Annotated in this window: 24 protein-coding genes; 12 read left to right on the top strand and 12 right to left on the bottom strand. The window is 63.8% G+C overall.

Annotation, left to right across the window (positions count from 1 at the left end; genetic code table 11):
* Positions 1-293: 293 nt before the first annotated feature.
* Complete coding sequence (locus tag IVA75_RS10615; protein WP_247284955.1) at positions 294-1,154, top strand: sulfite exporter TauE/SafE family protein; 861 nt, start codon at positions 294-296, stop codon at positions 1,152-1,154.
* A gap of 126 nt (positions 1,155-1,280) precedes the next feature.
* Here IVA75_RS10615 and IVA75_RS10610 read toward each other — a convergent pair whose 3' ends face one another.
* Entirely contained in the window at positions 1,281-2,810 is a 1,530-nt protein-coding gene (locus IVA75_RS10610) for a malonyl-CoA synthase (RefSeq protein ID WP_247284954.1), read from the bottom strand.
* Between the two features lie 113 nt (positions 2,811-2,923).
* Here IVA75_RS10610 and IVA75_RS10605 point away from each other — a divergent pair, with 113 nt between their 5' ends.
* The 4 genes from IVA75_RS10605 to IVA75_RS10590 all read left to right on the top strand — a co-directional run bounded on the left by IVA75_RS10605 (position 2,924) and on the right by IVA75_RS10590 (position 6,150).
* Positions 2,924-3,685: an SDR family oxidoreductase gene (locus tag IVA75_RS10605; RefSeq protein WP_247284953.1), complete on the top strand. Its 762-nt coding sequence runs from the start codon at positions 2,924-2,926 to the stop codon at positions 3,683-3,685.
* 300 nt (positions 3,686-3,985) lie between these two features.
* Positions 3,986-4,540 (top strand): fasciclin domain-containing protein, encoded by a 555-nt coding sequence (locus tag IVA75_RS10600; RefSeq protein ID WP_027566357.1) that lies wholly within the window; start codon positions 3,986-3,988, stop codon positions 4,538-4,540.
* Positions 4,541-4,722: 182 nt separating this feature from the next.
* Complete coding sequence (locus IVA75_RS10595) at positions 4,723-5,352, top strand: cytochrome b/b6 domain-containing protein (RefSeq protein WP_027566358.1); 630 nt, start codon at positions 4,723-4,725, stop codon at positions 5,350-5,352.
* Positions 5,353-5,367: 15 nt separating this feature from the next.
* Positions 5,368-6,150: a molybdopterin-dependent oxidoreductase gene (locus IVA75_RS10590; RefSeq protein ID WP_247284952.1), complete on the top strand. Its 783-nt coding sequence runs from the start codon at positions 5,368-5,370 to the stop codon at positions 6,148-6,150.
* Positions 6,151-6,288: 138 nt separating this feature from the next.
* On the opposite strand, the gene IVA75_RS10585 is transcribed toward IVA75_RS10590, so the two are convergent.
* Positions 6,289-7,479 (bottom strand): YbfB/YjiJ family MFS transporter, encoded by a 1,191-nt coding sequence (locus IVA75_RS10585; RefSeq protein WP_247284951.1) that lies wholly within the window; start codon positions 7,477-7,479, stop codon positions 6,289-6,291.
* A gap of 131 nt (positions 7,480-7,610) precedes the next feature.
* Between IVA75_RS10585 and leuB the strand changes: the two genes are divergently transcribed.
* Positions 7,611-8,723, top strand: a complete 1,113-nt coding sequence (gene leuB / locus IVA75_RS10580; RefSeq protein ID WP_247284950.1) for a 3-isopropylmalate dehydrogenase — start codon at positions 7,611-7,613, stop codon at positions 8,721-8,723.
* 120 nt (positions 8,724-8,843) lie between these two features.
* Here leuB and IVA75_RS10575 read toward each other — a convergent pair whose 3' ends face one another.
* Together IVA75_RS10575 and IVA75_RS10570 are read right to left on the bottom strand one after the other, a co-directional pair.
* Positions 8,844-9,230, bottom strand: coding sequence for a hypothetical protein (locus tag IVA75_RS10575; protein ID WP_027566362.1), 387 nt, complete (start codon positions 9,228-9,230; stop codon positions 8,844-8,846).
* A gap of 156 nt (positions 9,231-9,386) precedes the next feature.
* Complete coding sequence (locus IVA75_RS10570; RefSeq protein WP_247284949.1) at positions 9,387-10,178, bottom strand: hypothetical protein; 792 nt, start codon at positions 10,176-10,178, stop codon at positions 9,387-9,389.
* 116 nt (positions 10,179-10,294) lie between these two features.
* On the opposite strand from IVA75_RS10570, the gene IVA75_RS10565 reads away from it, so the two are divergent.
* Positions 10,295-11,329 carry an aspartate-semialdehyde dehydrogenase gene (locus tag IVA75_RS10565; protein ID WP_247284948.1) on the top strand — a complete coding sequence of 345 codons (1,035 nt, stop codon included), beginning with the start codon at positions 10,295-10,297 and terminating at the stop codon, positions 11,327-11,329.
* A 115-nt stretch (positions 11,330-11,444) separates the two neighbouring features.
* Here IVA75_RS10565 and IVA75_RS10560 read toward each other — a convergent pair whose 3' ends face one another.
* Complete coding sequence (locus IVA75_RS10560; protein ID WP_247284947.1) at positions 11,445-12,089, bottom strand: carbonic anhydrase; 645 nt, start codon at positions 12,087-12,089, stop codon at positions 11,445-11,447.
* A 111-nt stretch (positions 12,090-12,200) separates the two neighbouring features.
* Here IVA75_RS10560 and IVA75_RS10555 point away from each other — a divergent pair, with 111 nt between their 5' ends.
* A complete protein-coding gene (locus IVA75_RS10555) occupies positions 12,201-13,082 on the top strand; it encodes a CoA ester lyase (RefSeq protein ID WP_247284946.1) in 882 nt (293 codons plus the stop codon).
* 89 nt (positions 13,083-13,171) lie between these two features.
* Here the strand turns inward: IVA75_RS10555 and IVA75_RS10550 are convergent, their stop codons facing one another.
* A complete protein-coding gene (locus tag IVA75_RS10550; RefSeq protein WP_247284945.1) occupies positions 13,172-14,143 on the bottom strand; it encodes an AraC family transcriptional regulator in 972 nt (323 codons plus the stop codon).
* A 524-nt stretch (positions 14,144-14,667) separates the two neighbouring features.
* Here IVA75_RS10550 and IVA75_RS10545 point away from each other — a divergent pair.
* Entirely contained in the window at positions 14,668-16,344 is a 1,677-nt protein-coding gene (locus tag IVA75_RS10545) for a PAS domain-containing methyl-accepting chemotaxis protein (protein WP_247284944.1), read from the top strand.
* Between the two features lie 115 nt (positions 16,345-16,459).
* On the opposite strand, the gene IVA75_RS10540 is transcribed toward IVA75_RS10545, so the two are convergent.
* The 4 genes from IVA75_RS10540 to IVA75_RS10525 form a co-directional block, all read right to left on the bottom strand.
* A complete protein-coding gene (locus tag IVA75_RS10540; protein ID WP_247284943.1) occupies positions 16,460-16,879 on the bottom strand; it encodes a hypothetical protein in 420 nt (139 codons plus the stop codon).
* Positions 16,880-17,152: 273 nt separating this feature from the next.
* Positions 17,153-17,938: a hypothetical protein gene (locus tag IVA75_RS10535; protein WP_247284942.1), complete on the bottom strand. Its 786-nt coding sequence runs from the start codon at positions 17,936-17,938 to the stop codon at positions 17,153-17,155.
* A gap of 80 nt (positions 17,939-18,018) precedes the next feature.
* The gene (leuD, locus tag IVA75_RS10530) at positions 18,019-18,624 is read right to left on the bottom strand and encodes a 3-isopropylmalate dehydratase small subunit (RefSeq protein ID WP_018459795.1); all 606 of its coding nucleotides are present in this window, start codon (positions 18,622-18,624) and stop codon (positions 18,019-18,021) included.
* 89 nt (positions 18,625-18,713) lie between these two features.
* A complete protein-coding gene (locus IVA75_RS10525) occupies positions 18,714-19,115 on the bottom strand; it encodes a metallopeptidase family protein (RefSeq protein ID WP_247284941.1) in 402 nt (133 codons plus the stop codon).
* Positions 19,116-19,270: 155 nt separating this feature from the next.
* On the opposite strand from IVA75_RS10525, the gene IVA75_RS10520 reads away from it, so the two are divergent.
* The 3 genes from IVA75_RS10520 (at position 19,271) to IVA75_RS10510 (ending at position 20,576) form a co-directional block, all read left to right on the top strand.
* The gene (locus IVA75_RS10520; RefSeq protein ID WP_247285454.1) at positions 19,271-19,552 is read left to right on the top strand and encodes a hypothetical protein; all 282 of its coding nucleotides are present in this window, start codon (positions 19,271-19,273) and stop codon (positions 19,550-19,552) included.
* 41 nt (positions 19,553-19,593) lie between these two features.
* The gene (locus IVA75_RS10515) at positions 19,594-19,851 is read left to right on the top strand and encodes a hypothetical protein (protein ID WP_027514972.1); all 258 of its coding nucleotides are present in this window, start codon (positions 19,594-19,596) and stop codon (positions 19,849-19,851) included.
* A 155-nt stretch (positions 19,852-20,006) separates the two neighbouring features.
* On the top strand, positions 20,007-20,576 hold the full coding sequence (locus IVA75_RS10510) for a hypothetical protein (protein WP_247284940.1): 570 nt from the start codon (positions 20,007-20,009) through the stop codon (positions 20,574-20,576).
* Positions 20,577-20,699: 123 nt separating this feature from the next.
* On the opposite strand, the gene IVA75_RS10505 is transcribed toward IVA75_RS10510, so the two are convergent.
* Together IVA75_RS10505 and leuC are read right to left on the bottom strand one after the other, a co-directional pair.
* A complete protein-coding gene (locus tag IVA75_RS10505; protein WP_247284939.1) occupies positions 20,700-20,909 on the bottom strand; it encodes a hypothetical protein in 210 nt (69 codons plus the stop codon).
* 95 nt (positions 20,910-21,004) lie between these two features.
* Positions 21,005-22,411: a 3-isopropylmalate dehydratase large subunit gene (leuC, locus tag IVA75_RS10500; RefSeq protein WP_247284938.1), complete on the bottom strand. Its 1,407-nt coding sequence runs from the start codon at positions 22,409-22,411 to the stop codon at positions 21,005-21,007.
* Positions 22,412-22,674 lie beyond the last annotated feature (263 nt).

The raw sequence follows: 22,674 nt of genomic DNA, 5'->3' as shown, positions 1-22,674 counted from the left end.
GCTGCGGCGCATTGAAATTACTATTGGAACGGCTCTAAGCCGCCGCAGGCCAACCAGGGTTCGAACCAGTCATCCATGAGGTTCGAACCGGCAGGGCTGATCGGCGAGCAATTTTCAATTTCCGTCAAGCGCACCGATTTTTCGCGAGACGGGCGGATATGCGCAGCCTGCATCCCACCCCAGACCGCCGATGCGGCGGTCGACCCGGCAAATCAGATCGCCTAGAGCATTGCGGGCAGCTGTCCGAGCGATGAATCGGAGAAGTTGCGACCCACCGCCGGGGCAGGTCAGGGGTGATTGCAGGACTCGATATCAAGGAGGTCGTCGAGCTCGCGCTGTTGCTGATCGCAACCGGCGCGCTCTCCGGATTCCTGGCCGGCGTGTTCGGCATCGGCGGCGGCGCGATTCTGGTGCCGGTGTTCTACGAGTGCTTCCGCATCGCCGGTGTGCCGCTCGAGGTGCGCATGCCGCTCTGCATCGGCACTTCGCTCGCCGTGATCATCCCGACCTCGATCCGTTCGTTCCAGGCGCACTACAGACGCGGCGCCGTCGATCTTGCGATCCTTCGGGTCTGGTGGCTGCCGATCCTGGTCGGCGTCGTCGCCGGCAGCGTGGTCGCGCGCTACGCACCGGAGCGGCTGTTCAAGATCGTGTTCGTCGCCGTCGCTTGGTCGGCCGCGGTACGGCTGATCTTCGCGCGCGAGAGCTGGAAGCTCGGCGATGATTTGCCGAAGGGGCCGCTGATGCGATTCTACGGCTTCTGCGTCGGCATTTTGTCGACGCTGATGGGCATCGGCGGTGGATTGTTTTCGAATCTGCTGATGACGTTCTACGGCCGCCCGATCCATCAGGCCGTGGCGACATCGTCGGCGCTCGCGGTGCTGATCTCGATCCCCGGTGCGCTCGGCTACATCTATGCCGGCTGGCCTGCGGCCGCGCACTATCCCGGCGTTGCAGCCCTGCAAGTCCCATTCGCGCTTGGCTACGTCTCCCTGATCGGCGCCGCGCTGGTGATGCCGATGAGCCTTGTGACAGCACCGCTCGGTGTGAAGGCTGCGCATGCAATGTCGAAGCGGACGCTGGAGGTCGCGTTCGGGTGCTATCTGTTCATCGTCGGCAGCAGGTTTGTGATGAGTTTGTTAGGCGGACAGTGACCGCCCCAAACTCCGTCATTGCGAGCGAAGCGAAGCAATCCAGGGGTCTTTCCGCGGCGGCACTCTGGATTGCTTCGTCGCAAGAGCTCCTCGCAATGACGACGAGAGTGCTGCGAACCACAGCCCCTATTTCTTCGCGTAAAGATCCTTGTACGTATCGCGCAGCACGTTCTTCTGCACCTTGCCCATGGTGTTGCGCGGCAGTTCGTCGACGACGAAGACGCGCTTGGGCATCTTGAACTTCGCCAGCCGGCCGTCGAGCGCTTTCAGCACCGCGGCCTCTGTCACGTCCGCGCCCTTGTTGCAGACCAGCACGGCCGTGACGCCCTCGCCGAAATCGGCGTGGGGCACGCCGATCACGGCGGATTCGATCACGCCGGGCATGGCGTCGATCTCGCTCTCGATTTCCTTCGGGTAGACGTTGAAGCCACCGGAGATCACGAGATCCTTGCCGCGGCCGAGAATGTGGACGTAACCCTTGGCGTCGATCTTGCCGAGGTCGCCGGTGATGAAGAAGCCGTCGTCGCGGAATTCCGCCTTGGTCTTCTCCGGCATGCGCCAATAGCCCTTGAACACGTTCGGGCCCTTGACCTCGATCATGCCGATTTCGTCACGCGGCAGTTCCTTGGCCGTCTCGGGGTCGGTGACGCGCACGGAAACGCCGGGGAGCGGAAAGCCGACTGCGCCGGGCACGCGCTCGCCGTCATAGGGATTCGACGTGTTCATGTTGGTCTCGGTCATGCCGTAGCGCTCGAGCACGGCATGCCCCGTGCGCGCCGACCATTCGCGATGGGTTTCGGCGAGCAGCGGCGCCGAGCCCGAGATGAACAACCGCATGTGTTGTGTGGTTTCGCGCGACAGCGCGGCGTTCTGGAGCAGACGGGTATAGAACGTCGGCACGCCCATCAGCACCGTAGCGCGCGCCATCAGCTTGATGATCAGATCGGGGTCGAGCTTCGGCAGGAAGATCATCGACGCGCGCGCGAACAGCGTCACGTTGGTCGCCACGAACAGGCCGTGGGTGTGGTAGATCGGCAGCGCGTGGATCAGTACATCCTTATCGGTGAAGCGCCAGAAGCCGACGAGCGAGAGCGAGTTCGACGCCAGATTGTCGTGGGTCAGCATCGCGCCCTTGGAGCGGCCGGTGGTGCCCGACGTGTAGAGGATCGCGGCGAGATCGTCGTTTGCGCGCGACACCGTGGTGAATTCGCTGCTCGCCTTGTCGGCGGCGTCCGTCAGCGAGCCCTTGCCGTCAGGCCCGAGCGTCTCGATTTTCGCCTTCACCTTGGCGGCGATCGGGGCAAGCCCGTCCGCCTTGGAGGGATCGCAGACCACCAGCGAGGGTTCGGCATCGCCGATGAAATAGTCGAGCTCGTTCAGCGTATAGGCGGTGTTGAGCGGCAGGTAGACTGCGCCGGCCCGCACGGTGGCCAGATACAGCACGATGTTGGCCACGGATTTCTCGACCTGAACCGCAACGCGGTCGCCCGGCTTCACACCGCGCGCGACCAGCACATTGGCCATTTGCCCGGCCCGGGCGATCAGGTCGCCATAGCTAATGCGCCCTCCGTCATGCGTCTCGATCGCGAGGCGCTTCGGATCGTCCAGGCCGTCGAACAGGCGGGAAAACAAATTGGCGTTGGCAGCTTGGTTCATGCAAGATTTCCTCGACCGCAAGGCTTGACCACAAGGCTCGTCAGACAAGGCCGGTCAAAACCGAGGGCTGGATTAGCAAAAACCGCCCCGATGAAGCAACGGAGACAGTTTGCATGACCAAAAACGGGAAACGCGTGGCCTGGGTGACAGGCGGGGGTAGCGGGATCGGAGAGGCCGGCGCCGAGGCGCTGGCGGCCGACGGCTGGACGGTGGTGGTCTCGGGCCGGCGCAAGGATGCCCTGGATACAGTGGTCGCGAAAATCACTGGGTCGGGCGGAGCCGCTGAAGCCATCGCGCTGGACGTGTCGGTTGCCGCCGAAGCCCAGAAGGCGGCCGATCAAATCGTCGCGAAGCACGGCCGGATCGACCTGCTGGTGAACAATGCCGGCATCAATGTCCCCAAGCGCAGCTGGAAGGACATGGAGCTGGAGGGCTGGGACCAGCTGGTCCAGGTCAATCTCAACGGCGTGCTCTATTGCATGCGCGCGGTGCTGCCGACGATGCGCAAGCAGCAGGACGGCTCCATCATCAACGTCTCGTCCTGGGCCGGCCGCCACGTCTCGAAAATGCCGGGCCCGGCCTACACCACGACCAAGCATGCGGTGCTGGCGCTGACCCATTCCTTCAACATGGACGAATGCGTCAACGGCCTGCGCGCCTGCTGCCTGATGCCGGGCGAGGTGGCGACCCCGATCCTGAAGCTGCGCCCGGTGGTGCCAAGCGAGGAGGAGCAGGCCAGGATGCTGCAATCCGAAGATCTCGGCCGCACCATCGCGTTCATCGCGAGCATGCCGGCGCGAGTGTGCATCAACGAACTGCTGATCAGCCCGACGCATAATCGCGGGTTCATTCAGACGCCGCACAACAGGGATTGAGCGGCAGGTAGATCGTCGAGGCTCGTCATTGCGAGCGAAGCGAAGCAATCCAGCGATGCATCCGCGGTGGCAGCCTGGATTGCTTCGTCGCTTCACTCCTCGCAATGACGCCCCCCACGAACACCCCCGCACTTAGTTTCACCCATCACAAAGAAGTTTTGTTCGAAACCGCTTCGCAAACCCTCCCGTAATTCGAGCCAACGACGTCGCTGCTGCTTCACGCTCACAGGTCGCAGCCACCGTTGTTGCCCAACTCGAACGCCGGCAATCGCCGGTCACAATCCAATCGGGAGACCCTCCATGTCGAAGCGTATTGCCTATCTCACCGCTGCAGCTTTCAGCGCGCTGGCCATCACCGCGACCGTCGTCGCGCCCGCCCGCGCCGAGGAAAAGACCGTCATGGTCGGCGGCGCCGCGATGTTCCCGTCCAAGAACATCGTCCAGAACGCCGTCAACTCGAAGGACCACACCACGCTGGTGGCGGCGGTGAAGGCAGCCGGCCTGGTGCCGACGCTGGAAGGCAAGGGCCCGTTCACGGTGTTCGCGCCGACCAATGCCGCCTTCGGCAAGTTGCCGGCCGGCACCGTCGACACCCTGGTCAAGCCCGAGAACAAGGCGACGCTGACCAAGATCCTCACCTATCATGTGGTGCCCGGCAAGCTCGAGGCGTCCGACCTCACCGACGGCAAGAAGATGAAGACCGCCGAAGGCGAGGAGCTGACGGTGAAGAAGCAGGACGGCAAGGTCTGGATCGTCGATGCCAAGGGCGGCACCTCGATGGTCACGATCTCCAACGTCAACCAGTCGAACGGCGTGATCCATGTGGTCGACACCGTGCTGATGCCGGCGACCTAACACCGCGCTGCCCGGCTTCATCCCCGAACCGGATGCGACGAAATGGCGAGCCGGGGGTCCCCGGCTCGCTTTATTGTGACCATGATAGCCCGCCGGTATCGATTCGATGCCGGGCAGGACGTAACGAAAGCGGAAGCATCGGCGTATAAAAGCTGTCAGACGATGTTCAGGACGGAACCGCCATGTCGAGCCTCACAGTCACCGACGAGCAGGTCAGCGCCACCCCGGCCAAAGTAATCCAGCCGGCCTGGGTCCGGGTCATGCACTGGGTCAACGCCCTCGCCATGATCCTGATGATCCTGTCGGGCTGGCAGATCTACAATGCCTCGCCGCTGTTCGGTTTCAGCTTTCCGCGCGACTACACGCTCGGCGGCTGGCTCGGTGGCGGCCTGCTCTGGCACTTTGCGGCGATGTGGCTGTTGATGATCAACGGCCTTGCCTATCTCGTCACCGGTTTTGCCACCGGCCGCTTCCGGAAAAAACTGCTGCCGATCACCCCGTCCGGCGTGCTCCACGATGTCAGGGCTGCGCTGACCTTCAAGCTCGGCCATGCCGATCTCACCGTCTACAATTACGTCCAGCGCGTGCTCTATGCCGGCATCATCCTGGTCGGCGTGATCATCGTGCTGTCGGGGCTGGGAATGTGGAAGCCGGTGCAATTGCACTGGCTCGTGTCCCTGTTCGGCGACTATCCGACCGCGCGCTACATCCATTTCTTCTGCATGGCCGCGATCTGCGCGTTCCTCGTCATTCACGTTTTACTCGCGCTGCTGGTGCCGAAGAGCCTGCGCGCGATGATCATCGGCCGCTAGAGCGGAGTAAGAACCATGGCCAAGCGCTCATTCCTGATTCCCGGCGTCGACAAGCGGCTGCTGATCAGGGACTCCATCAAGACGATGCCAGAGGTCAGCCGCCGCCGCTTCATCGCGGGCGGCGCCAGCCTCGGCGCACTGACGCTGCTCACCGGCTGCGACGTGATCGACTCGTCCTCCGCCGAGGAGATGCTGAAGTCCGTCTCGAAATTCAACGACGCCGTGCAGGCTTTCATCTTCAATCCCGACGCACTGGCGCCGACGTTTCCCGAGAGCGCGATCACAAAGCCGTTCCCGTTCAACGCCTATTACGATCTCGACGACGCGCCCGATGTCGACGGCGAAGCCTGGAAGCTCGAAGTCCGCGGCCTTGTCGACAACAAGAAGTCGTGGACGCTTCCGGAATTGTACAAGCTCCCGCAGGTCACGCAGATCACCCGTCACATCTGCGTCGAGGGCTGGAGCGCGATCGGCAGCTGGACCGGCACGCCGATGCGCGACTTCCTCAAGCTGATCGGCGCCGACACCCGTGCAAAGTACGTCTGGTTCCAGTGCGCCGACAAGGACGGCTACAATTCTCCGCTCGACATGCGCACCGCGCTGCATCCGCAGACCCAGATGACGTTCAAATACGCCGGCGAAATCCTGCCGCGCGCGTATGGGTTTCCAATGAAGATCCGGGTGCCGACCAAGCTCGGCTTCAAAAATCCAAAATACGTGGTGTCGATGGAAGTCACCAACGACTACAAGGGCGGCTATTGGGAAGACCAGGGCTACAATTCGTTTAGTGGGAGCTAGCTGTTGTCGTCCCGGCGAGGGCCGGGACCCATACCGCGAGCTCTATCGATTTTCGCTAGATGCCAATTCCGAACGACCAGTCTTCACCAAAGTGCTCCCTGTGGTTATGGGTCCCGGCCCTCGCCGGGACGACATTTGTTATGAGGCCGGCCCCACCTTCCGCTGGCACAGCGCCGCTACCGCGCCCAGCGCCAGCAGCGCTGCGGACACGTTCAGCGCGTAACTCAAGCTCCCCAGCGCGTCCGTGATGGCGCCGACCACGATCGGGCCGAGCGTCTGGCCGACGCCGAACGAGATCGTCATCGCCGCGATTGCGGTCGGCCACACCTCGGGCGGATAGTTGAAGCGCACGAAGGCGGTGGTCGAGCCGACCACGGCGAAGAAGGCGACGCCGAACACGATTGCGGAGACCGCGAGCCATGCCGGCGAATGGCCGAGCATCGGCAGGGCGGCGCCGAGCGCGTTGGTGCCGAGGATGATGGCGGTGGCCAATCCGCCGCGATCGAGCGCGAGCACGCGGCGCCAGGCCCACGGCGTGACGAAGGCGCTCAAGCCGATCAGGCTCCAGAACGCGGCCTGCGCAGCGGCCCCGCCGCCGCCGTCGCGCACATAGGCGATCATGAAAGTCATGTAGGCGATGTAGCCCGCGCCGAACAGGAAGTAGCCTGCGAGATAGACCAGCACCGGAAGAATCGCGAAGGCGCCGTGGCTTCCTTGCGAGAAACGCACGCCGCTCTCGATGCGGACCAGGAACAGCGGCACGGTCATGACGAGGGACAGCAGTGTCATCGCCCACCACACCATCCACCACGAGCCCGGCCCGAAATATTGCAGCGTGAACGGGGCGATCAGGCCCGATGCGAGAATGCCGATGCCGGGTCCGGCATAGAACAGGCTAAGCAGGAAATTGGCCCGCTCCGGGCGCGACTGCGCGATGGATGCGGCCAACGCGCCGCCGGCGACGAAACCGGCCGCGGCGCCAACGCCGAGCACGAGACGCGCCAGGCTCAGCGCGACGAAATTCCCGGTCAGCGCGCAAGTCGCGAGCGCGGCGACGCAGGCCAGGGTTCCGCCGCGGATCGCGGCCGACCAGCCGACCCGCTGGATCAGGCGGGACGCCACAAGGGCGCCCGCGAGGTAGCCGACGGCGTTGATGGTGTTCATGAAACCGGCCGCCGAGTAGGACCAGCCGAGGTCCTCCCGCATGTCGGGGAGCACCAGCGAATAGGCGAAGCGGCCGATGCCCAGCCCAACTGTCGCAGCCAGCGACAGGGTCAGGATCAACCGTGCGGGGTGGGCATCGGGTGGAGGGCGGTCAGGTGCGTGCAAGGGGTGCTCCGGCATGCGCAGTGTGGCAGGCCCTGCCCGCCTTGCACAGAACCGAAGCGGCAATGGTGTCTTGCCAAGCACGCATCGCCGCTCTAGCACTCCGGCCGAAATCGACCTCAGAGGAAACGACCATGGCGACCCACAAACTGCTGCTGCTTCCCGGCGACGGTATCGGCCCCGAGGTGATGGGCGAGGTGAAGCGGCTGATCGACTGGCTCAGTTCGGCCGGGATCGCCAAGTTCGAGACCGACACCGGCCTCGTCGGCGGTTCGGCCTATGACGCGCACAAGGTGTCGATCTCGGAAGGCGACATGGCGAAGGCCAGGGACACCGACGCGATCATCTTCGGTGCGGTCGGCGGTCCCAAATGGGACGCGGTGCCCTACGAGGTGCGCCCCGAAGCCGGCCTGCTGCGCCTGCGCAAGGATCTCGGTCTGTTCGCCAACCTCCGTCCCGCCGTCTGCTACCCGGCGCTCGCGGAGGCCTCCAGCCTCAAGCGCGAGGCGGTCGAGGGCCTCGACATCATGATCGTGCGCGAGCTCACCGGCGGCGTCTATTTCGGCGAGCCCAAGACCATCACCGATCTCGGCAACGGCCAGAAGCGTGCCATCGATACCCAGGTCTACGATACCTACGAGATCGAGCGCATCGGCCGCGTCGCCTTCGAGCTTGCGAAGAAGCGCAAGAACAAGGTGACCTCGATGGAGAAGCGCAACGTCATGAAGTCGGGCGTGCTCTGGAACGAGGTCATGACCCAGGTCCACAAGCGCGAATATCCCGACGTCACGCTCGAGCACCAGCTCGCCGATTCCGGCGGCATGATGCTGGTGAAATGGCCGAAGCAGTTCGACGTCATCGTCACCGACAATCTGTTCGGTGACATGCTGTCCGACATCGCTGCGATGTTGACGGGATCGCTCGGCATGCTGCCCTCGGCCTCGCTCGGCGAGGTCGACGTCAAGAGCAAGAAGCGCAAGGCGCTGTACGAGCCCGTGCACGGCTCGGCTCCTGATATCGCAGGCCAGGGCCTCGCCAATCCGATCGCGATGATCTCGTCGTTCGGCATGGCGCTGCGCTACTCCTTCGACATGGGCGCGCTGGCCGACAAGGTCGACGCCGCGATCGCCGCGGTGCTGGCCAGCGGCCTGCGCACCGCCGACATCAAGTCGGAAGGCACCATTGCCGCCTCGACCACGCAGATGGGCGAAGCGATCCTGAAGGAATTGCAGAAGCTGCACGCCTGACGGCGAGCGCAGTGTTTGTAGGGTGGGCAAAGCGAAGCTTTGCCCACCCGACAAGGTCTCTTCAAAACAAAAATGGCCGGGCGCGAGCCCGGCCATTTTGATTCGGTCGATAATTCCGCCTCAGTACAGCGGGAAATTCTGCGGATAGCCGCCAACATCCTGCGGCGTGCTCAGCGGCTGGCGATCGATCGGGCGGTTGAGATTTTCGCGCGCGAAGGTCGGATAGCCCACCGCCGGCGGGAAGGCGTAGTCGGAGAACTTGCGGTCGCCCGGATTGACCTCGGTGCCGCCGTCGAGCCAGGAGCGCTTGCTCACATAGATGCGGGTGCGGCCCTGCTGGTAGCTCGCGTTGGGGCCGCTCGGGCCGTAATAGTGACGGCCGCTGTCATAGCGCTGCTTCTTGGTGTCGGCCGAGGCGGGTGTCGCGAAGGCTGAGGACATGGCAATCACGGCGCCGGCCGCAAGCCACATCGCCAGTTTGTTCGCGGCAGAGAAATTCGAGCTCATCACGTCCCCTTCAGGCGGCAAGCCGCCAATCAATTTCGCCCTCATACTAACCCGGCCGGGGCGGCTGCAACTAGGTCTATTGGGTCACACCAGCGCTGAATAATCGTGCGCGCCGGCAAAAGTTGCATGGATACAGCCACTTGAGCTTGATGCCGGTCAGAGCGCGCCGCGCAATTGCGCATTGGCGGCGCCGAGCAGCCAGTCCGACGTGCCCGGGAGCGTGCAGGGGCGGCGCTTCAGCTCCGCATGTGCGAACAATTCGGCCAGCCTCGGCTCGTTGCCCGAGGTCAGCAGCGTCAGCCGGTTCAGCGTGCAGGCGATCGCGGCGCGCCGGGCGGGCGGGCTGTCGCCCTGGCAGGAGAATCCGGAGATCTGGAGCGCCGGCTCCTCGCTGCGCTTGAGGTAGCCGAGGCAGGCCCGCGCGCCCTCCGCCGTGCCGGTCGGCTGGAATAGCGCGACGGGGCCGAATTTCGTGTCGATCAGGCCGGCTTGCTCCAGCGGGCTCGCGGTGCCCAGTCCCATCCGGACGGCCAGATCGGCGGCGGCCGGACGGGTGACGTCGAATTCGCCGCCCTCGCGATAGATTTCGAGCTCGGCCATGGCCTTGTCCGCCTCGCCCGCCCAGCGCATCACGTCCCTGCGGCCGCCTTCGGGGTGCCTCAAGATAGTGTAAGAGGCTGTTTTTTCTGACGAATCGAGCCGGCTGAGGGCGAAGGCCGGAGGCGAGCGGTCGGCCACGGCCCAACCCGGCTTCAGCGCTGGCTCATCGTCGTCGCGCAAGGTTGGCAGCTGGCCGAGTGCCGCAAGGCCGAGGATGGCAAACAGCACCAAAGCCCCCACATAGGCGAACAGGCGCGCAAGCGTGCCGACGACCTCGTCGGCGAAGGCTGCAAGCGCCAGATGGATCTGGGTGGGGGTTGTGGCCGTGCTGGCCTCGGGCGACTGCATCCACTTCCCTAAGGCATGGTCCAACGTTGTCTTGAGGCCGGTTCTCGCATAGAAGCGCTGCTCTTCCTGTTTAAGCCTCAGCTTCAGGAAAGAGCTTTTTCGTCGGAGAGTGAACGATGGGTTACAAAGTCGCAGTCGTCGGCGCGACCGGCAATGTCGGACGGGAAATGCTCAACATTTTGGATGAGCGCAAATTCCCCGCGGACGAGGTGGTGGCCCTGGCCTCACGCCGCAGCATGGGCGTCGAGGTCTCCTACGGCGACCGCACGCTGAAGGTCAAAGCGCTCGAGCATTACGACTTCTCCGACGTCGACATCTGCCTGATGTCGGCCGGCGGCGAGGTGTCGAAGGAATGGTCGCCGAAGATCGGCGCCGCCGGCACGGTCGTGATCGACAATTCCTCGGCCTGGCGGATGGATCCGGACGTGCCGTTGATCGTGCCGGAAGTGAATGCGGACGCCACCGCGGGCTTCAAGAAGAAGAACATCATCGCTAACCCGAACTGCTCGACCGCGCAGCTCGTAGTCGCGCTCAAGCCCTTGCACGACAAGGCGACGATCAAGCGCGTCGTGGTCTCGACCTATCAATCGGTGTCGGGCGCCGGCAAGGACGCGATGGACGAATTGTTCTCGCAGACCAAGGCCGTCTACACCAACCAGGAGCTGGTCAATAAGAAGTTTCCCGCGCGCATCGCCTTCAACGTCATTCCTCAGATCGACGTCTTCATGGAGGACGGCTACACCAAGGAAGAGTGGAAGATGATGGCGGAGACCAAGAAGATTCTTGATCCCAAGATCAAGCTCTCCGCGACCTGCGTGCGCGTGCCTGTCTTCGTCGGCCATTCCGAGGCCGTCAACATCGAGTTCGAGAACCCGATCAGTGTGGACGAAGCGCGTGACATCCTGCGCAAGGCGCCGGGCTGCCTCGTCATCGACAAGCATGAGCCCGGCGGCTACGCCACGCCGTATGAAGCCGCCGGCGAGGACGCCACCTATATCAGCCGCATCCGCGAGGACGCGACGGTGGAGAATGGTCTCGTGCTGTGGTGCGTATCGGATAATCTACGCAAGGGCGCCGCGCTCAATGCGATCCAGATCGCGGAAGTCCTGATCAACCGCAAGCTGATCAGCGCGAAGAAGAAGGCGGCGTAAGCCGTGCTGCCGTAGGGTGGGCAAAGGCGCGAAGCGCCGTGCCCACCATCTCTCCACGATCGCGATAGAAGTGGTGGGCACGTTACGCTTTGCCCACCCTACAAGAGCTGCGGACCTACGCCACGCTTCGCGCGTTCCTGAATTCCTTCGCCGCCTTGTCCAGCACGAACAGCGATCCCTCCGCGACGCCGAAATAGGCGCCGTGGGTCTGCATCTGACCGCTCTCGACCGCCTTCTGCACGAACGGGAAGGTCATCAGGTTTTCCAGGCTGCGGAACACCGCGGCCTTCTCGATGCGCTCGACGAATTGCGCCATGGTCTCGTGGTCGCGCTGCTCCACCACTTCGCCAGGCTTGATGAACATCTGCATCCATTTGCCGATGAAGTCGCCGGGCGTGAGCGGCTCGATCTTGTCGACGAAAGCACGGATGCCGCCGCACTGGGCGTGCCCGAGCACCACGATGTGCTTCACCTTCAGCACCGTCACGGCATACTCCAGCGCCGCCGAGACGCCATGCGCGTTGCCGTCGGGCTGATACACCGGCACCAGATTGGCGATGTTGCGGACCACGAAGAGCTCGCCCGGCCCGACGTCGAAGATCACTTCGGGCGAGACGCGGCTGTCGCAGCAGCCGATCACCATCACTTCCGGGAACTGCCCCTTCACCGACAGCTCGCGGTAGCGGGTCTGCTCGGTCGGCAGCCGCTGGGTGGCGAAGGCCTTGTAGCCTTCCAGCAAATGCTCTGGGAAAGTGTTCATGGCCTATGCCTAATCATATACCGCTGGGACGAACAAGCCTTTCGAATAGGCAGGCCAGGTGCTATCGGCTTCGGTCGGAAGTGAGACGAGGAAAACGGAAGGAACGCTTGCATGACCCGTCCGCGCCGCAGCCATCTGTTCATGCCCGGCTCCAACCCCCGCGCGCTGGAAAAGGCGCGTAATCTCGCTGCCGACGGCCTGATCCTCGATCTGGAAGACTCCGTCGCGCCCGACGCCAAGGCGGTGGCGCGCGACGGCATCGCGGCCGCAATCGCAGCCAAAGGTTTCGGCAAGCGCGAGATCCTGATCCGGACCAACGGCCTCGACACGCCCTGGTGGGCCGACGATGTCGCGATGGCGGCGAAGGCCTCCCCGGACGGCATTCTGGTTCCAAAGGTTTCAAGCGTCGAAGACCTCGACACGATCGGCCGCCGTCTCGCCGAGCTCGGCGCGGCGCCGACCGTAAAAGTCTGGGCCATGATCGAGACCGCACGCGCGGTGCTGCATGCGGAGGAACTGGCCGCGGCCGGGCGCGATCCAGCGCGGCGGCTGTCAGGCTTCGTGTTCGGCCCGAACGACATTTCGCGCGAGACGCGGATCAAGATGCTGCCGGGCCGCGCCGCGATGATGCCGATGATCACCCATTGCATCCTGGCAACGCGCGCCCACGGCCTCGAAATCCTCGACGGGCCCTACAGCGACATCGCCAATTCCGACGGGTTCGCCACCGAATGCGCGCAGGGCCGCGATCTCGGTTTTGACGGCAAGACGCTGATTCACCCCTCGCAGATCGAAGCCTGCAACGCGATCTTCACCCCGCCCGAAGAGGAAGTCGCGCGCGCGCGAAAGATCATCGCCGCGTTCGAGCTGCCGGAGAACGTCTCGCGCGGCGCGATCCGTCTCGATGGCGCCATGGTGGAGCGCCTGCACGCCGACATGGCGCGGCGCACGATCGAGATCGCGGATGCGATTGCGGCGATGGGCAAGGGCTGAGGGACGTCACCTGCGCGCTGCTGACTTCGACATGATGCTCGCGGCTTGCGGCCGCGCCTTGCTGTGAATCCAGGAACTGCGTCGTCGCGTCACTGTCTCCGTCTCGCATTCTTCAGCGTTTCGGATGGCAGCTCACCGACTGCTCGCCGATATTCCGATGCAAAGCGGCCAAGATTTTGAAAGCCACATTTGAACGCGACGGCAACGACGCTGGTCTGCTCATCCGGATGTCGCAAGAGCTCCGTCGCCCGCTGAAGCCGGAAGCGTCGCGCGCACTGGCCCGGTGATCCCCGCCCCGCCTCGGAGAATTCCCGATAAATCGTCCGCACGCTGACGTTGGCGATTGCGGCAATCTTCTCCAGATCGATTGGTTCGTCCCAATGAGCCTCGATGTAGGATTCGACGATGTCGATGACGGACCGGTTGGCGCCCGGCGCCGGGCCCTGAAGCCGATCGGTGAAATTGTGCCGGTGCGCCAGAAGGATTCGAACCATCAACGCCCGCTCAAGTTCGCCGATGGCTATGGGTGAGTAGTCCTGGCCGAACCTGTCCAACTCCTCCGCAAATCTGAAGACGTCCTGACGAACATAAGTCATCACCGCCAGATCGGATTCGCCCGGGGCGAAACGCAGCTCCATGTCGCTATCATCGCCCAGGATTGTCTTTAGCAACCGCTCGAGTGCGCCGGCATCGATCCTCAGTACCAATTGGCGATAGCCCGGCGCAAACTTGAGTTCCAGCCTGGCGTCTCCGGAGATGATCGGACTGAAGGCCCCAATTGGCCCGCTGCTCCCTTTGGTGCTGAAGCTCGCAGCCCCTTGGATGGAGAAGAGCTGGCGGAGAACTTGCGATTCAGGAAAGGAGAGCGACGCCGCACCTTCGTAGCCGCAGAAGGCGAGGCCGATTGATTGCAAGCGAGCAAAATTGGCCTGGATACCGAACTCGCGGCCATGCTTGTCGAAACGGTCTGCGCCATATTCGGCGAATAGGCGGTCGCGCGAGAACTCGCTGTCGCGGGACTTAAGCAACGGATACCGGTCGAGATAGGAGACGGCGCCCAAATCAGAATCCTCTAAGGCTCAAATTACTGTATCGCCATTCGGGCGCTACCAATTGGGATTCCGTGGCATGACCCGCGGACGTCGTTGACGCTTGCCGGAGCGTGAACCTGCACGCGAAGTTCGAGCCGCTGCGACAAATTGTCTGAAGAGCCGACGCAATGCCTAAACGTTTTTCTTGCGCCAACGGATCACCCCGAGCCGAGGTGAGGGCGATCGATGCCGGCCCGTTGCCGAATACCGATAACGATCTTGGGCCGACGTCCGCAATTCAGGCGCGATTGCCTCCTCGGCGTCTGAGCGAGGCTCGGGATGTCTCCGTCCGGCTATCGCTTTGGCAGAATCCGGCCATTGTGTCTTCGGTCGGACAAATGCCCTGATAATTCGATTCGTATACCTCCTTCATGTGCCGGGTCGCACAGCGGACACACAGTTGGTCCTCTCGAGATTCCGAGCGAAACCATGAATGCTGCAATCGTTTGGAAGCGCATGCGCTGCAGGCGAAGCATCAATTTCGGAGCGATGAAATGTTCGGTCGTAAATCCCGCGTCGATGCACAAGCTCAGATTGAGGCAATCGGCCGCTCGCAAGCCATGATCGAATTCAACCTTGATGGGACCATCATCACGGCCAACAAGAATTTTCTCGATGCGCTCGGCTATCGGCTCGACGAGCTCCAGGGCAAGCATCATTCCATGTTCGTGCCGGCCGACCAGCGCGACGGCGCCGAGTACAAGGCGTTCTGGGCCGCATTGAACCGTGGCGAGTATCAGGCGCGCGAGTTCAAGCGGATCGCGAAGGGCGGCCGCGAGGTCTGGATCGAAGCATCCTACAATCCCGTGCTCGACGGCAACGGCAAGACAGTGATGGTCGCCAAGATTGCGACCGACATCACCGAGAAGAAGATCCGCAGCATGGCGGACGCTTCGAAGATCGCCGCCGTTGGCCGGGCCCAGGCCGTAGTAGAGTTCAAGCTCGACGGCACCATCGTCACTGCCAACGAGAATTTCTGCAAGGCGCTTGGCTATTCGTTGCCCGAAATCGAGGGCAAGCATCACAGCATGTTCATTGCCGAGGCCGAGCGCAACGGCACGGCCTATCGCGAGCTCTGGGCCAAGCTCAACCGCGGCGAATACCAGGCGGGCGAATTCAAGCGGATCGGCAAGGGCGGCCGCGAGGTCTGGATCCTCGCCTCCTACAATCCGCTACTCGACGAGAACGGCAAGCCGTTCGGTGTCGCCAAGTTCGCGACCGACGTCACGGCGGAGAAGCTGAAGAATGCCGACCTTGCGGGCCAGATCGCGGCCATCGAGAAGGCCCAGGCCGTGATCGAGTTCGACATGGACGGCACGATCGTCACCGCGAACGAGAACTTCCTCGGCGCGCTCGGCTATTCGCTGGCGGAGATCAAGGGCAAGCACCACAGCATGTTCGTCGAGCCCTCGGAGCGCGATGGCAACGGCTATCGCGAGTTCTGGGCGGCGCTCAACCGCGGTCAGTACCAGGCGGCTGAATACAAGCGCATCGGCAAGGGCGGCAAGGAGGTCTACATCCAGGCTTCCTACAACCCGATCATGGATCTCAACGGCAAGCCGTTCAAGGTCGTGAAATATGCGACCGACGTCACGAAGCAGGTGCTGGTCCGCATGGGCAACGAGCGCGTTCGCGGCATGATGGAGTCTGTTGCCGCAGGCTCCGAGGAGCTGAACGCCTCAGTGCGCGAAATTTCGGAAGCCATGACCAAATCCCGCGATACCGCGATGAGCGCGGTGGATCAGGTCGCCGCCGCCGACGCCCAGGCCCAGCGCCTCACCGAAGCAGCGCTGGCGATGAGCGGGATCGTCGAGCTCATCAACAACATCACCGGCCAGATCAACCTCCTGGCCCTTAACGCCACCATCGAATCCGCCCGCGCCGGCGAAGCCGGTCGGGGCTTTGCGGTGGTGGCCTCGGAGGTCAAGAGCCTCGCTAACCAGGCCAAGCAGGCCACTGACAAGATCGGCGCCGAGATCGGCAGCCTCAACGGCATCTCCGGCGACGTCGTCACCGCCCTTGCTTCGATCAAGACGGCCATCAACAACGTCAGCGAATATGTGACGTCGACGGCCGCGGCCATCGAAGAGCAAAGCACCGTGACAAACGAGATGTCGACCAGCATGCAGCGCGCCGCAGCGGAAGCCGCGGCGATGGCCAGCAGTGCCTGATCTGCGCGGACCGCGTTGACGGTCTGTTACGGGATTTGCAAGGCCAATAGTCGAACGCCAGTCGGAACGGCTGGCGGCCGAGGAGAGCGGCGCTAAGGCAGGAGATCCGCGTGCCTCAGCGCAACGCGTGATCGGCGCGATCGAGCGACTCCAGCGTCGACGCATTGGCGCAGAAGCCGTGGTAGTTCTGCACGGCGGTGCCGTCGGCTAGCTCGCGATCGCACTGACCCTTGTGGCTGCAAAGCGCGCAGACCCGCTCCATGTCGCGCAGCAGCAGCGGATGCGCGCGGCCGAGCCCTTCGGCGCTGATGCCGAGCTGCTCCAGCATCTTCGGCAATTCGTCGGCGGCGTGCTTGCCGTGGCGAACCAGCTCTTCGAGATCGTCAGGCGCGATCCGCAAGTCTTGCGCGATGCGATCGAAATCGGCGCGGTCGAGCTGCCGGATCTCGTTCAGCTCGCGGCGATGCTTCAGCCAGCTTGCAAAGGACTCGATGAGGTCCTGGACAATGGGATAAGGCCTGGTTGCGGTGCTCATGCGAAGCTCCATTCGAACGGCGGAATTGGAGCGAAAGATTAGGCACAATGGTGCAGGTGCGCGTTGCGCTGGATCAAATAGCGATGAGGGAGCCCCGAGCTCCGCTGCACCTCTCCCGCTTGCGGGAGAGGTCGGCGCGCCCGGGCGATGCGAAGCATCGTTCCGCGCGCCGGGTGAGGGCTCTCTCCTCTAGGAGATTGTCCCGTTGCGTAGACACCCTCTCCCCAAACCTCTCCCGCAAGCGGGAGAGGGAGCGCACCCCTTGCGCGGCAGTCAGCCGAACCGCTCCGCCGCCCACGCATACAGGCTGCCCGGGATCGGTTTCTCGCCGCCGCGGCCCTTGGGCGAGATGTGCAGGCCGATGATCTCGGGGGCGGTGACGAGGCCGAGATAGCTCGAGGGATCGAAGAACAGTTTCGGTTCGGCATGCACGGCGTAGAACGATTGCTTCGGCAAGGCGCAGTGCAGCTCGCCGGTGCGGCGCGCGAGCGCGGTGAGTGCCGCCGGCCCGAAGATCGCGACGCGGATGTCGGAGAGGCGGTTCGAGCCGCCGCGCAGGCGGCGCATCGCAAACGTGACGCGATGGCGCAGCGACAGCCAGTTCGGCGTCAGCTCCTCCTGCTCCATCAGCTCTTCGAAAGCGGCAACGATGCCGTGTTCGGATGGGAGGTAGATCACGGAATTGCCGAGCTGGCGTGGCCGCTCCCACGCAAAGTAGGGCTTTGCCGGATTGATCTCGACGGATTTGAGCAGCAGCACATCGGCGTCGAGCCAGAGGCCGAGGCCTTTTGCCATCAGCTTCATGCGGAAGAAGTCGCTGAACTGGAGCGTGGTCCAATCGCGCCAGCTGCCGTCCGGCTGCGGCGGCCGCAATCGTTCGGAGAACGCATGCGGCAGGATCGCCTCGGCATCCGCGTTGCCGACGCCGGCGGGCAGGCCGGGAATGGTGTCGAAACTGTAGACCGTGACCTTGTGGCCGGCAGCCAGCTGCGAGCGCAGACAAGTCTGGCGCAGGGCGTCCATTGGGCCGTGCCAGAAGGTGACGATGTCGGGCAGCATGGCGCAAGCTATAGAGGACAACGCTGGCAAAGAAAAAGCCCCGGCGCTGTCAGCACCAGGGCTCAAACAAAAACTCGAGATCAGGCCCAGGCGCGTTCGCGCTTGAGCTTGTCCTCATAGGTGTCGATCGAGGCCTTCTTCTCCATCGTCAGGCCGATGTCGTCGAGGCCGTTGATCAGGCAGTGCTTGCGGAACGGGTCGATCTCGAACTTGACCTTGCCGCCGTCGGGACCGCGGATCTCCTGGTTCGGCAGGTCGATCGTCAGCGTCGCGTTGGCGCCGCGCTCGGCGTCGTCGAACAGCTTGTCGAGGTCTTCCTGGGCCACGCGGATCGGCAGAATGCCGTTCTTGAAGCAGTTGTTGTAGAAGATGTCGCCGAACGAGGTCGAGATCACGCAGCGGATGCCGAAGTCGAGCAGCGCCCAGGGCGCGTGCTCGCGGCTCGAGCCGCAGCCGAAATTGTCGCCGGCAACCAGCACCTTCGCATTGCGATAGGCGGGCTGGTTGAGGACGAAATCCGGATTCTCGCTGCCGTCGTCCTTGTAGCGCTGCTCGGAGAAGAGCCCCTTGCCAAGGCCGGTGCGCTTGATGGTCTTGAGGTACTGCTTCGGAATGATCATGTCGGTGTCGACATTGATGATCTTCAGCGGCGCCGCGACGCCTTCCAGCGTGGTGAACTTGTCCATGGTTGCGATTTCCCGGGATGGTCTAGGGAACCGGTATTTATCGCGATCGGCGCGGAAATCCTAGGCCGAATTCGGCAGATCTCGTCTGCCTAACCGGGCTCTTGAGCCTCGATCGCAGTCATATCGTCGTCCGACAGGCCGAAATGATGGCCGATCTCGTGGATCAGGACGTGGCGGACGATATGGCCGAGGCTTTCATCGTGCTCGGCCCAATAGTCCAGGATCGGCCGGCGGTAGAGCCAGACCATGTTGGGCAGCCGCGCCACGTCGCCAAAACTCTGCTGCGGCAGGCCGACGCCCTGGAACAGGCCGAGCAGGTCGAACTCGCTCTCGCATGCCATCTCGTCCAGGACTTCCTCGGTCGGGAAGTCGTCGACGCGGATGATCACGCCCTCGCACAGCCTTCGAAACTCCGCCGGCAGGCGTTCGAACACTTCGTGCGCCATCGCTTCCATCTCGGCCAGCGAGGGCGCTTTCAATTCCGTCCACATGGGCTTGTCATAGCGTGGGTTTCGCGGCGATGCATCCGGCTTTATAAGCGCGACGAGGTTGACGGGCGCCGTCAAAACGGGGAGCGTAGGGCCTCGAAGTGGACGTTCAAATGGGCGGAAAAATGCGAGCGAAAACAGCGCTGACGCTACTGTGCATGGGGTTGTTTTCGCAGTTTTGCGTTGGCGCGGAGGCCCAGACCGCGGCTTCCGGGATCAGGCTCGCCCAGGCGGCCTCGCGAGACGATCTCCCGCCGCCGCGCAAGCGGGCCCCGGCGCGCCTGCGCGTCACGCCCTATTACAGTCCGGATGGCGTCTATCCCCGTTACAATCCCGGTCCCGATGCGGTCCGCGAGTGCAACGCCACCTATGTGCAGGAATTTCGGCCGAGCGGCACGGTGATCGTGCCGCATATGAGCTGCTACTGGCGCCGGGGCTGATACGAGCGCGATGCCGTCGCGCGCCTGAGGCGGAGGTCTTCATGACGAGATGGTTCGCATTGGCGGTTGCCGTCGGGCTTGCCGCAGGCCTGCCTCACGCGTCCGCTGCGCACAGGGTGACGAAGCTGCCCGACGCGTCGGCCGGGCGCGCGGTGTTCGACGGGCGCCGACATGTGCGGTCCGACGTCGTGCGATACGCCCCGCGTCCTGATCCGCATTACTACGCGCGGCCTGTCTACTACCGTCCTTATCCTTACGGCGTGCCGGCACCGTTCGTGCTCGGCTTCGGGCCATGGTGACGACGTCGCGGCGCGACGCCGGGCCCGTCGTTCATTCATGAGGCATTCACGTCGCTGTCCCTAATTTAATCTTGGGAGCGACTGCCAATGAACAGGGATGACGCGCGCCGGGAGCAAGCGTCGCAACTCCGCTGTCCAGATTCAGGGAGAAGTCGATGCTGAGAATATTGGGTCTCAGGGCAAGCCCGATGCGCTTGCTCGGGATTGCGGCTGCTGCGACGCTGATGCTGTCGGCCGGGACCACGCGTCCTGCCGAGGCGATGACCCCGATCAATCCGACGGCGTTGCCTGCGGCGAAGGCCGCAAGTGGCGATGTGATCCCGGTTCGCCACGGCGGCGGCGGCGGTGGACATGGTGGTGGCGGTCATGGCGGCGGCTTCCACGGCGGCGGCATCCACGGTGGAGGCGGCTTCCACGGTGGCGGAGGGCATATCGGTGGCTTCCGCGGCGGTGGTTTCCACGCGGGTGGCTTCCGCGCCGCGCCCGCCTTTCATGGCGGCGGCTATCGCTACGGCGGAGTTCGCCACTATGGTGGAGGCGGATTCCATCGCTACGGCATCTATCGCCCCGCCTATTACGGCCATCGCCATTTCCACCGGCGCTACTATGGCGGCTACTATCCCTATTACAGCCATCCGCGCCGCTGCCGGGTCATCTGGACCTATTACGGCCCGCGCCGCGTCTGCCGCTGGCATCGCTGGCACCATCCGTACCGCTATTGGTGATGTGAGTTGCTGCTAGCTCCGCACGCGTCATGGCCGGGCTTGTCCCGGCCATCCACGTTATTGGGCTTGTGCAGAAAGTTCGTGGATGCCCGGGACAAGCACGGGCATGACGGAGGATGTGGCCTAAATCCAATCCTTCAGTTTCCAGGTCGCCGACGTCCAGCGCGTGAGGTTCTCCAGCTTCCATTGCTTGAACATCGCCGGCGGCCAGCGGCTGAGCTTTGAGGCCTCCTCGACCTCGGGCTTGGCGACCATGCGCAGCGGTGCCGCGCGCCGCCGGTGCTGGGGCGTCGCCGCGCTGATCAGATCGACATATTCAGGCTTGCCGGCCATGAGCTCCTGTCCTCGCAAAACCCTCGCGAGGACGCAGTGTCGGCGCTGCCGATTAACGGCGGTTTGCCGCGATCGCTCAAATTGCAGGGAGCGGCTTACCGCCACTCCCTGATGTCGACGAAGTGACCCGCGATCGCCGCGGCTGCGGCCATCGCCGGCGACACCAGATGGGTGCGGCCCTTGAAGCCCTGGCGGCCCTCGAAATTGCGGTTCGAGGTCGAGGCGCAGCGCTCTTCCGGAGCCAGCTTGTCGGGGTTCATCGCGAGGCACATCGAGCAACCGGGCTCGCGCCATTCGAAGCCGGCCTTGATGAAGATCTTGTCCAGACCTTCAGCCTCGGCCTGCTCCTTCACGAGGCCGGAGCCCGGCACGACCATGGCGTTGACGCCGCCTGCGACCTGCTTGCCTTCCGCGATCTTGGCGGCGGCGCGCAGATCCTCGATCCGGCCGTTGGTGCAGGAGCCGATGAAGATGCGGTCGAGCTTGATGTCGGTGATCTTCGTCCCCGCGGTCAGGCCCATGTACTTCAAGGCACGGTGCTTGGAGAGACGCTTGGCCTCGTCCGCGATCGTGTCGGGATCGGGCACGCTGCCGGTGACCGAGATCACGTCCTCAGGGCTCGTGCCCCAGGTCACGATCGGCGGCAGCTTCGCCGCATCGAGCCGCAGCTCGTGGTCGAAATGCGCGCCCTCGTCCGAGCGCAACTTCTCCCAGTAACGCATCGCGGCGTCCCAATCCGCGCCCTTCGGTGCCTTCGGGCGGCCGCGCAAGAAGTCGAACGCCTTCTGGTCCGGCGCGACCAGGCCGGCGCGCGCGCCGCCTTCGATCGACATGTTGCAGACCGTCATGCGGCCTTCCATGCTGAGCGCGCGGATCGCGTCGCCGGCGTATTCGAGCACGTAGCCGGTGCCGCCCGCGGTGCCGATCTCGCCGATGATCGCGAGGATGATGTCCTTGCCCGTCACGCCATCCGGCAATTTGCCGTCGACGGTGACGCGCATGTTCTTCGCCTTCTTCTGGATCAGCGTCTGCGTCGCCAGCACATGCTCGACTTCCGACGTGCCGATGCCGTGCGCGAGCGCGCCGAACGCACCATGCGTCGAGGTGTGGCTGTCACCGCAGACGATGGTGGTGCCGGGCAGCGTGAAGCCCTGCTCGGGACCGATGACGTGGACGACGCCCTGACGCTTGTCGAACTCGTCGTAATATTCGATGCCGAATTCCTTGGCGTTGTCGGCCAGTGCCTTGATCTGCTCGATGCTTTCAGGGTCGGGGTTCGGCTTGGTGCGGTCGGTGGTCGGCACGTTGTGATCGACGACGGCCAGCGTCTTCTCGGGCGCGTGGACCTTGCGGCCGGTGGCGCGCAGGCCTTCGAACGCCTGCGGTGAAGTGACCTCGTGCACCAGATGGCGATCGATATAGAGCAGGCAGGTGCCGTCCTCGGCTTCGTGCACCAGATGGTCGTTCCAGATCTTGTCGTACAATGTGGTCGGCTTGGACATGAGCGTCAGCTCCAGGAATGTTGTGTAGAGCGGGTTGCGCGGCTGGCGCGCGGGCAACGAAATCGTCAGCGCAGCTTTTAGGCTGCGCGCGTAAGCTCTGACGTTGCCGAGGTCGCGAAGCGTCCGAAGAACCGGCCGGGCAGCCGCGAGCGATCGTCGATGACGACGCGCTTGACGGGCGAGAGGCTGGTCAAATCTGGAAACATTCCAAGAATATATAGCAGGCCGAATTGAAATCGCGAGGGCTTTGACGCGCACGGCTG

It is taken from the genome of Bradyrhizobium sp. 134 (assembly GCF_023074155.1).
Taxonomy (GTDB): Bacteria; Pseudomonadota; Alphaproteobacteria; order Rhizobiales; family Xanthobacteraceae; genus Bradyrhizobium.
This window is presented reverse-complemented; position numbering and strand designations above follow the sequence as displayed.